Raw genomic sequence first — 9,081 nt, 5'->3', positions numbered from 1 at the left:
CGCCGCCGCCTCCCGCCCCCGCCCCGCAGCAGACCGAGCAGTGACGCTCGCACTCGAGCTCAGCGAGCTCGCGACGGCGGTTGCACGCGAGGCCGGAGAGCTCGCGCGCAGGCGTCGGAGCGAGGGCGTCCGCCTGGCAGCGACCAAGTCGACGCTCGCCGACATCGTGACGGATGCCGACCGGGAAGTCGAGGCGCTCATCCGCGACCGGCTCCGCGAGGCGAGGTCGGATGACGGCTTCCTCGGCGAGGAGACCGGTGCCGAACCCGGCGTCAGCGGGATCACCTGGGTGGTCGATCCGATCGACGGCACGGTGAACTACGCCTACGGCATCCCCGCGTACAACGTGAGCATCGCCGCCGTCCGGGGCGAACCCGATCCGGAGTCCTGGGAGGCGCTCGCCGCGGCCGTCGACGCGCCGGCGCTCGGCGAGACCTTCACAGCGGCCCGAGGGCACGGAGCCTGGTCGGGAGGAAGCCGCCTGCAGGTCACCCAGGAGACGCCGGCCGGTGCGCTGCTCGGCACCGGCTTCGGCTACGACCCCGCGACGCACGCGGGAGACCTCGCTGCGGTGAGCCGGGTCATGCCCATCGCGCGGGATCTCCGACGGATGGGCGCCGCCGCTCTCGATCTGGCCTCTGTCGCCGCGGGCAGGCTCGACGGGTACTTCGAGCGGGGATTGCGGCCCTGGGATCATGCCGCCGGTGCGCTCCTGGTCGAGGAGGCGGGCGGCGTCGTCTCTCGAATCGACCTCGATTCGCCGCGACCGATGCTGATCGCCGGAGGGCGTGACGTGCACGCACGGCTCGTTGCGATCCTCGACGAGAAACAGTGACCGATTCATGGCATTCCCAGGGGGATCACGGTAGGGTTTATGCGATCGTTACTTTCACCACCCGAAGGTGAAAGTTGAGTTTGCGCCCCCGAGCTTGCCGCACGACCGAGAGAAACGTTTTGCCCTTAGAGAATCCTCAGGCTGCCTCTGTGCCCACGCGCCGGTCCAGCCGACTCCGCATCACGGCCTCCGAGGCCCCCGCGGCGGGAACGACGGCACCCCTCTCCGAGGCAGAGTCCGCCATCGCCCTCGCCGCCGTCGCGCCCCTCTCGCGGCGCGCAGCTCGTGAGCGTCAGGCGTCCGACTTCCCGGCATCCGAGCCGCCGGTGGAACCGTTCATCGCCGCGGCGCCCGAGCCGATCATCGCCGAGGTTCCCGCCTCGCCTGTCGCCGTCGATGACGACGATGTCTTCGAACGGGCATCCCGGGCTTTCCGCACCACGGGAACGGTCCCGACCTTCTCGGCATCCGACCGGACGTCGGCACGACAGGCGCCGGCAGCCGAAGCCGAGACGCCCGCCCACGTCGCCCCACGGCGGCCCCGCAGCATCCGCAAGGTCGCCACCGTCGGCGCCACCGTCGGCGTGATGAGTCTCGCCGGACTGCTCGCGGTCTCCATAACCCTTCCCGCTGAAGCCGTCGCGGGTGTGCAGGGAACCTCGGTCGCATCCCTGTCGCTGGTCTCGACGTCCGCATCCGGCGCAGACGGAGCAGGGGCCGACGAGATCCAGGCCTTCGTCGCACCGTCCGGTGTCGAGAACGACTCCCTCGCCCGTGCCGACGACTTCAGCACGGTCTCGCTCGTCGAGGTCGCCGCCGAGCAGGGCATCAACTACTCGGGCGAGATCTTCACGAACGATCCGGAGGCGGCCATCCAGTGGCCGTTCCTCGTCGGCGTCGGCATGAGCTACGGGTACGGCATGCGCAGCGGCCGACTCCACGAGGGCATCGACTTCGTCCCCGGCAACGGCGCACCGATCCAGGCCATCGCCGACGGCACGGTTCGCATCGCGACCGAGCAGGGCGGCGCCTACGGTGTGACGGTCTACATCGACCATGTCATCGACGGGTCCGTCATCACGAGCCACTACTCGCACATGCAGTACGGCTCGCTGCAGGTCAAGGCCGGCGACACCGTGAAGGTCGGAACCGTCGTCGGCAAGACCGGAAACACCGGCCGTTCCTACGGCGCACACCTGCACTTCGAGCTCATCGTCAACGGGACGACCATCGATCCGATGCCATGGCTCAAGGAGAACGCCGGGCGGCCCTCGTACTGACCGGCTCGATTTCATGAGGACGCCACAGTGATGGTATTCTCGTACGGTTGCCCCGCGAGGGGCAGCACGCCCCGATAGCTCAGTGGCAGAGCACTTCCATGGTAAGGAAGGGGTCGTCAGTTCAATCCTGACTCGGGGCTCGCAGCATTCTTCTCACGCGGACGGATGCCTCGCGGCAGGGTAGCTCAGCTGGTTAGAGCGCACGACTCATAATCGTGAGGTCGCGGGTTCAAGCCCCGCTCCTGCTACAGATTGAAACCCCGGTTCGCCGGGGTTTTTCTGTTCTCAGGCGGTGTCTGTTTCTCAGGCGGTGGGAACCGAGCAGCTAGCGTGCCGGTTGCAAGCCACCGATGGGCGAATCCAGGTCGCCGTTGACGTACATGTAGTCGTCGAAGATGTCGGCCGAGCGTCCTCCGCTCAGCCACGTGTCCACGCCCTCGCACACGTTCGTCGTCTGGGGGAGCAGCGCTTCCAGGTCGATCCTGCCCGAGGAGTCCTGCGTCCAACGGCCGCTCAGGTCGTTGCACCCGTCGTCGCCGGTGACGGTCCCGTCAGCGGAGAACCGCAGGGACGGTGCGCCGTCCACACTCGCCTCCCACACGCCGACGGGGTCGGGGAGAGGAGGCGCGGCCCCGGGTCGCGCCTCGCCGTTCGCGATCCTGTCGTTGCGCTCGTGCATGGGAGCCAAGCCGACCTGGAACACGATGCTGGTCGCGATCGCCGACAGCAGGACGAGGATGACGCCGAGCAGAGGACCCCAATGGGCGGGCTTCCCCCGAAGTCGAAACACCACAGCGGCGACGACCGCCGCGACGACAGAAGCACCGACCGCCCAGGGGTACGCGGCCCGGGCGCCGAGGCTGAGCTCCAGATCACAGTCGCCTTCGCAGCCGACGACGCCGAACGACTCGAAGATCTGCATCCAGTGCGCTCCGAACAGGATCATCGGGATGAGGATCCAGAAGCTGACCGCGAGGCCGAGTCGACTCGGTCGGTCGTGGTCCGGTGTCCTGAGCCGGGAGCTCTCCGCGCGCATGCCGTGAATCTAACATCCGCAGCGGGGCCTATCGTGGCAAGGGAATCGAATGTGAATTGACAAGGAGCAGCATGCGCATCGCACTGCACTCGGTGATCGCAGAGGGTGCGATCGACGACTACCGGACCCACCACGCCCGTATCCCGGAAGGGCTTCGGGACCTGTTCGGTGTCGCCGGCATCCACGACTGGACGATCTGGCGCTCCGGTCGCAATCTGTTCCACATCGTCGAATGCGACGACTTCGAAGCGGCGATGCGGGTGGTGAACGCCTCGCCGGAGAACGACGCCTGGCAGGCCGACATCGGACGGTTCGTGGAGGGGTTCCATGGGCCGGACGGCGAAGACGGCTTCACCCCGATCGAGCAGGTATGGGCGCTCTCCGCCCAGCGGAGCGCCGAGGCCTGATCACCGTGAAGACGAGATGACCGCCGCTGCCCGCCGCGACGCGATCCTCCGGGAGCTGGAGCTGCGCGGCTCGCTGTCGAGTGCTCCCTTCGCTGCCCGGCTGGGCGTCACGACGATGACGCTCTGGCGCGACCTGGTCGCGTTGGAGGAACGTGACCTTCTGGTGCGCGTGCACGGGGGAGCCGTCTCGCTCGAGGTCGCCCAGCAGCAGTCTCGTGGGGCGCGGGACACCCGCGAGACGCGGACGCGTCCCGTGGCGACGATCGGCATGATCGTGCCGACCACGCAGTACTACTTCCCGGAGGTGATCCGGGGAGCGAGTCAGGCCGCTCATGAGGCGAACTGCCGGCTCGTGGTCGGTGCTTCGCAATACTCGCCGCAGGAGGAGTTCCGACAGGCGGAACGGCTGATCGCCAGTGGTGTCGATGCGCTCATGATCACCCCGCACGACACCCTCGCCGCCGATTCGCCGCTGCAGCGGATGCTCGCGGAGGCGGGGATCCCTGTGGTCATGGTCGAGCGCTCGGTCGAGGACCGCCTCGCCGGACGGCTGGAATGGGTGCGCACCGATCATGCGCACGGAGCCGAAACGGCCGTGCGGCATCTCGCTGAGCAGGCGCACACGGCGATCGCTCTGGCCGCGCGCCCTGCGGCGACGGTCGCGGGGCTGGATGCCGGATTCCGGCGAGCGATGGCGGCGATGGATCCGGCGTCGGTCGTGATTCTCCGCCGCGACCTGTCGCCGCCGAAACTCGGGGACACCGCGAACATCCGCGAGCTCGACGACTTTCTCGACGAATGCCTGGCCGCAGGCGTCACCGCGGCGATCCTGCTCGGCGATGCGGATGCGATGGCGTTCCTCGACCTGGTGCTCGAGCGCGGTCTGCGCGTGCCGGAGGACTTCGCGGTCGTCGCCTACGACGACGAGGTCGCCGCTTTCGCGACGGTGTCGCTGACCGCGGTGGCGCCGCCGAAGCAAGAGCTGGGACATGCGGCACTGCGACTGTGCATCGACCGTCTGAAGCAGCCGGTGGGGGTCGCGCACACTCCCGTGCGGATGGCGATGCTCCCGGCGCTGATCGTCCGAGACTCCAGCGTTCGACGCGTGTAGTTGTTAGGTTTTGTTATAAAACCTCTCCTCGTGTTGGTGAATCGTCCCGTGTGCCGAAAGATCGTATTCGCACGGTCAACGATTCAAAGGAGAACCCGCGATGTCCCTGCGTCGAACTTCCCTCTCGGTGGCGGCCCTGGTCGCCACCTCCGCCCTCGTCGCAGGCTGCGCCGGCGGCGGTGCGACCGCCGAGCCCGAGAAGCCCTCCGCCGCCCCGAAGGGCGAGGTCACCTTCTGGTCGTCCCTCAGCGGCATGTCGGATGTCGCCGCCGCGTTCAACGAGAGCCAGGACGACATCACCGTCACCTTCGAGGAGATCCCGAACGGAGCGAACGGCGGGTACACGAAGCTCTCCGCCGCCATCGAGTCCGGCAGCGGTCCCGACGTCGTCGGCATCGAGTACGACCGGCTCCCCGGCTTCGTCGCCGCCGAACAGCTCGCCCCGGTGGATGACCTGGTCTCAGGTGACCTGCTCGGCACGTACGACGAGCAGGTGCGCAGCCTCGTCTCGTTCGGGGACGCGGCCTATGCGCTTCCCTACGACGCTCCGCCGATGGTCATCTGGTACCGCCAGGACGTGCTGGAAGCCGCCGGCGTCGGGGTGCCGGAGACCTGGGACGAGTTCGAGGAGGCCGCCCGTGCGGTCAAGGCCGTGAATCCTGACGCCTATCTCACGAGCTTCTTCACCAACGAGCCCCAGCTGGCGCCGATGTCGTGGCAGGCCGGAGCCGAGTGGTTCACCGTCGAGGATGACAGCTGGAAGGTGGCCATCGACGACGAGGAGTCGCAGAAGGTCGCCGACTACTGGCAGCGCCTGATCGACGAGGACCTGGTCAAGAAGCAGCTCGGCTTCAGCGACGAATGGACTGCCGATCTGAACAGCGGAGTGGTCAACGCCTGGGTGGGCGGCTCCTGGAGCGCCTCCGCGCTCAAGACCCGCACCGAGGCCTCGGGTCAGCAGGGCAAGTGGATCGCGGCCGCTCCGCCGTCGTGGGACGGGGAGCCGACCGGTGCGCTGAGCGGGGGAACCAGCTTCGCGATCCCGGAGAACTCCGACAACGCCGCCGCTGCGGCGGTGTTCCTGGAGTGGCTGGTCACCTCGCCGGAAGCGATCGAGGCACGCGGGGCCGTCGGCACCGCCTACCTCGCCTACCCGGGGCTGAACGAGGTCGCGGTATCCGTCGCCCCCACCGACTACTACGCGAACGACATCTACGAAGTCTTCGACGAGGCATCGGCGAACCTCGGCCCGTGGGCCTGGGGGCCGAAGTACGACCTCACCGCCACCGCGCTCAAGGATGCCGTCACCGCGGAGCCGACGTTGGGCGATGCGCTGACGGCGACGCAGAAGGCGACCGTCGGCGGGCTCGAGAAGCTCGGCCTCGACATCAAGGAATGACGGATCCGTCGGGCGGTCGGGCACTCCGCCCGCCCGGCGGACCAGATCGAAGGACAACCACGATGACAGCTCCCGCCCCCGCGAAGCCGCGGACGAGGAAGACCATCCCGGGGACGGGCGGTCGCACGGCCTCCGTGTTCCTGATCCCCTTCTTCGTCCTCTTCGCCCTGACGATAATCGCCCCGGTCATCTACGCGATCGGGATGAGCCTGTTCGCCGAGAAGCGCAGCGGCCTCGGGTTCGGGGGAGCGACGACCGAGTTCGTCGGACTCGGCAACTACTTCGAGGTGCTGTCGGACCGCACGTTCACCGACGGTTTCGGTCGCCTCGCGCTCTACTGCCTCCTGTACGTCCCCTCGCTCCTCGTCGTGGCTCTGGTGCTCGCCCTGCTGCTCGACGCGACCGTGGCCTACGCCAAGCGCACGTTCCAGCTGCTGCTGTTCCTTCCGCACGCGGTGCCCGGCGTCATCGCGGCACTGATCTGGGCCTACCTGTACACCCCCGGCGTGAGCCCCCTCGTGAAGGCCCTCGAATCGGGCGGCATCGCGATCGACTTCCTCTCGGGGCAGCTCGTGCTCCCCTCGATGGTCAACATCGCGGTGTGGGAGTGGGCGGGCTACAACGTGATCATCCTCTTCACCGCACTTCAGGCCGTGCCTCGCGAGATCCTCGAAGCGGCCAAGGTCGACGGCGCGGGAGAGATCCGCACCGCCTTCTCGATCAAGACCCCGCTCGTCTGGCCGGCCATCGGCGTCGCCCTGCTGTTCACGGTGATCGGCTCGCTGCAGCTGTTCACCGAGCCGAAGATCCTCTCCTCGGCGACGACCGCGGTCACCAGTACCTGGGTGCCGAACATGTGGGCATACGACGCGGCGTTCAACCGCAACAACCTGCCGCAGGCCGCAGCGGCCTCCATCATCCTCGCCCTGCTCGCCGGCCTGCTGTCCTGGGTCGTCACGCGATTCACCTCGAAGGAGCCGACGCGATGACCGCCGTGATCGACCGTCCGGTGCCGCACACTCCGGCATCCGCCCACCCGCCACGCATCCCGCGGGCACGCCGCGCGGGCGGTCGCAGCAACCTCCCGGCCAGGGTCGGCGTCAACGGGCTGCTCATCCTCGGTTCCGCCTACATGGTGCTGCCGCTGCTGTGGCTCGTGTTCGCGGCGACCAAGGATGCGGGCGACCTGTACTCCGGCAACGCGTTCGCCTTCGGCTCCGACTTCCTCGCGAACATGCAGCGGCTGCTCACGCAGGACGATGGCATCTTCCTCCGCTGGCTGGGCAACAGCATCCTGTACGCCGGGATCGGCGCGATCGTCGGCGGTTTCGTCTCGCTCATGGCGGGCTACGCGTTCGACAAGTTCGAGTTCCGCGGCAAGCGCGGGCTCTACGCCTCGGTGCTGGTCGGCGTGCTCATCCCGAACACGGCGACGGTGATCCCGCTGTACCTCCTCGCGGCATCGGTCGGACTGACGAACACCATCTGGGCCGTCGTGATCCCGACGCTGTGCAACCCCTTCAGCGTGTACCTCGCCCGGGTGTTCTCCTCGGGCTACCTGCCGGGGGAGACCCTCGAAGCGGCACGGGTCGACGGCGCGGGACCCGTCCGCAGCTTCCTGCAGGTCGGGCTTCCGATGCTGGTGCCGGGATTCGTCACGATCGCGCTCTTCCAGTTCGTCGGCATCTGGAACAACTTCATGCTGCCGCTGATCATGCTGCAGAACCGGGAGCTCTTCCCGTCGAGCGTCGGCATCGCCCTGTGGCAGAGCCAGGTGCAGCAGAACCCGGAGTTCTCGACCCTCGTCATCGCGGGGTCATTCGTCTCGGTCGTGCCCCTGATCATCGCCTTCGTGATGCTGCAGCGGTTCTGGCGGGCGGGCCTCTCCGCAGGGAGCGTCAAGTGAACTCCCGGCGCCCGGTGACCGCCTTCGCGATGACGACGTCGGTGCGGGGGCGCGTCTTCCCCGAAGCGATGATTCGCGAGTACGAGGCCGTGGCGGACGTCGCCGGCTTCGTCACCGAATTCGAGTCCGCCGAGGCGCGGGCGGTCCTCGCCGATGTCGAGGTGCTCGTCACCGGCTGGGGAGCCCCGCGACTCGACGCCGCTCTGCTCGAGGCAGCACCTCGCCTCGAGACGGTGCTCCACGCTGCGGGCACGGTCAAGCCCTATCTGAGCCCCGAACTCCTCGAACACGGTGTGCGGGTGAGCTCGGCCGCTGCAGCGAATGCCGTGCCCGTCGCCGAGTACACCGTCGCGATGATCGTGCTGGCCGGCAAGCGGGTGCTCCCCATCGCCCGCCGGTACCGCGAGCTGCAGGATGACTTCGACGTCGAGGCGACGTTCCCCGGCATGGGCAACTACGGCCAGCGCATCGGCATCGTCGGCGCCTCCAAGATCGGGCGGATCGTGATCGAGATGCTTCGGGCGTACGTGTTCGAGGTCGTCGTCCACGACCCCTATCTGACCGACGCCGAAGCCCTCAGCCTCGGAGTCACGGTGGTCCCTCTCGATGAGCTTCTCCGCACGAGCGACGTGGTGTCGGTGCATGCGCCATCGCTGCCGTCGACCCGGAACCTGCTGGACGCTCGGGGCCTCGACCTGATGCCGGTCGGAGCCACGCTGGTGAACACGGCACGCGGCGAGGTCGTCGACCAGGATGCGCTGACCCGCAGGGTCGTCGCGGGCGAGCTGTTCGCCATCCTCGACGTCACCGTGCCGTGGATCCTGGAGGCGGGCCATCCGCTCTACACCTCCGAGAACGTGCTGCTCACGCCGCACATCGCCGGCTCCCTCGGCGCCGAACTCGGCAGGCTGTCGCAGGCGATGCTCGACGAGCTGCGGCGCATCGCCCGTGGTGAGCCCCTCGCGCACGAGATCGAGCCCGAGCTTCTCGCGATCATGGCCTGACCCGGGCGCGCCGCCGGCACTCCTCTCCGATCCGACGACCCTGACCCCTCCCGTTCGACGACGACACCAGGGCGACGCCGATGATTCCGACGAGCATGGCGAA

Annotated in this window: 9 protein-coding genes and 2 tRNA genes; 10 read left to right on the top strand and 1 reads right to left on the bottom strand. The window is 68.2% G+C overall.

The annotated features are described in order from the left end of the window. The first annotated feature begins 40 nt into the window (after positions 1 to 40). The 4 genes from CQ042_RS08315 (at position 41) to CQ042_RS08300 (ending at position 2,363) form a co-directional block, all read left to right on the top strand. Entirely contained in the window at positions 41 to 835 is a 795-nt protein-coding gene (locus CQ042_RS08315; protein WP_105670009.1) for an inositol monophosphatase family protein, read from the top strand. A gap of 149 nt (positions 836 to 984) precedes the next feature. Beyond that, positions 985 to 2,115 (top strand): M23 family metallopeptidase, encoded by a 1,131-nt coding sequence (locus tag CQ042_RS08310; RefSeq protein ID WP_258132144.1) that lies wholly within the window; start codon positions 985 to 987, stop codon positions 2,113 to 2,115. Positions 2,116 to 2,183: 68 nt separating this feature from the next. After that, a tRNA-Thr gene (locus tag CQ042_RS08305) sits at positions 2,184 to 2,255 on the top strand. A gap of 34 nt (positions 2,256 to 2,289) precedes the next feature. Further along, positions 2,290 to 2,363: transfer RNA gene (locus CQ042_RS08300), tRNA-Met, on the top strand. Positions 2,364 to 2,440: 77 nt separating this feature from the next. Here the strand turns inward: CQ042_RS08300 and CQ042_RS08295 are convergent. Beyond that, positions 2,441 to 3,151, bottom strand: coding sequence for an META domain-containing protein (locus CQ042_RS08295; protein WP_105670007.1), 711 nt, complete (start codon positions 3,149 to 3,151; stop codon positions 2,441 to 2,443). Positions 3,152 to 3,222: 71 nt separating this feature from the next. Here CQ042_RS08295 and CQ042_RS08290 point away from each other — a divergent pair, with 71 nt between their 5' ends. The 6 genes from CQ042_RS08290 to CQ042_RS08265 all read left to right on the top strand — a co-directional run bounded on the left by CQ042_RS08290 (position 3,223) and on the right by CQ042_RS08265 (position 8,978). Next, on the top strand, positions 3,223 to 3,558 hold the full coding sequence (locus CQ042_RS08290) for an L-rhamnose mutarotase (protein WP_105670006.1): 336 nt from the start codon (positions 3,223 to 3,225) through the stop codon (positions 3,556 to 3,558). Positions 3,559 to 3,574: 16 nt separating this feature from the next. Then, complete coding sequence (locus tag CQ042_RS08285) at positions 3,575 to 4,669, top strand: substrate-binding domain-containing protein (protein WP_181157499.1); 1,095 nt, start codon at positions 3,575 to 3,577, stop codon at positions 4,667 to 4,669. A 100-nt stretch (positions 4,670 to 4,769) separates the two neighbouring features. Further along, the gene (locus CQ042_RS08280; protein ID WP_105670004.1) at positions 4,770 to 6,068 is read left to right on the top strand and encodes a sugar ABC transporter substrate-binding protein; all 1,299 of its coding nucleotides are present in this window, start codon (positions 4,770 to 4,772) and stop codon (positions 6,066 to 6,068) included. Between the two features lie 62 nt (positions 6,069 to 6,130). Further along, entirely contained in the window at positions 6,131 to 7,057 is a 927-nt protein-coding gene (locus tag CQ042_RS08275; protein WP_105670003.1) for a carbohydrate ABC transporter permease, read from the top strand. Continuing rightward, positions 7,054 to 7,974 carry a carbohydrate ABC transporter permease gene (locus tag CQ042_RS08270; protein ID WP_105670002.1) on the top strand — a complete coding sequence of 307 codons (921 nt, stop codon included), beginning with the start codon at positions 7,054 to 7,056 and terminating at the stop codon, positions 7,972 to 7,974. The genes CQ042_RS08275 and CQ042_RS08270 overlap by 4 nt, the downstream gene beginning before the upstream one ends. Then, positions 7,971 to 8,978 (top strand): hydroxyacid dehydrogenase, encoded by a 1,008-nt coding sequence (locus tag CQ042_RS08265; protein WP_219844832.1) that lies wholly within the window; start codon positions 7,971 to 7,973, stop codon positions 8,976 to 8,978. Before CQ042_RS08270 ends, CQ042_RS08265 begins: the two co-directional genes overlap by 4 nt. The last annotated feature ends 103 nt before the right edge of the window (positions 8,979 to 9,081 follow it).

It is taken from the genome of Microbacterium sp. MYb62, from assembly GCF_002979475.1.
Classification (GTDB): Bacteria; Actinomycetota; Actinomycetes; order Actinomycetales; family Microbacteriaceae; genus Microbacterium.
This window is presented reverse-complemented; position numbering and strand designations above follow the sequence as displayed.

Bases quoted from the DNA above. Each gene is read 5' to 3' on its own strand.
- CQ042_RS08280 (WP_105670004.1), top strand. From the start codon at position 4,770: ATGTCCCTGCGTCGAACTTCCCTCTCGGTGGCGGCCCTGGTCGCCACC.
- CQ042_RS08275 (WP_105670003.1), top strand. From the start codon at position 6,131: ATGACAGCTCCCGCCCCCGCGAAGCCGCGGACGAGGAAGACCATCCCG.
- CQ042_RS08290 (WP_105670006.1), top strand. From the start codon at position 3,223: ATGCGCATCGCACTGCACTCGGTGATCGCAGAGGGTGCGATCGACGAC.
- CQ042_RS08285 (WP_181157499.1), top strand. From the start codon at position 3,575: ATGACCGCCGCTGCCCGCCGCGACGCGATCCTCCGGGAGCTGGAGCTG.
- CQ042_RS08270 (WP_105670002.1), top strand. From the start codon at position 7,054: ATGACCGCCGTGATCGACCGTCCGGTGCCGCACACTCCGGCATCCGCC.
- CQ042_RS08295 (WP_105670007.1), bottom strand. From the start codon at position 3,151: ATGCGCGCGGAGAGCTCCCGGCTCAGGACACCGGACCACGACCGACCG.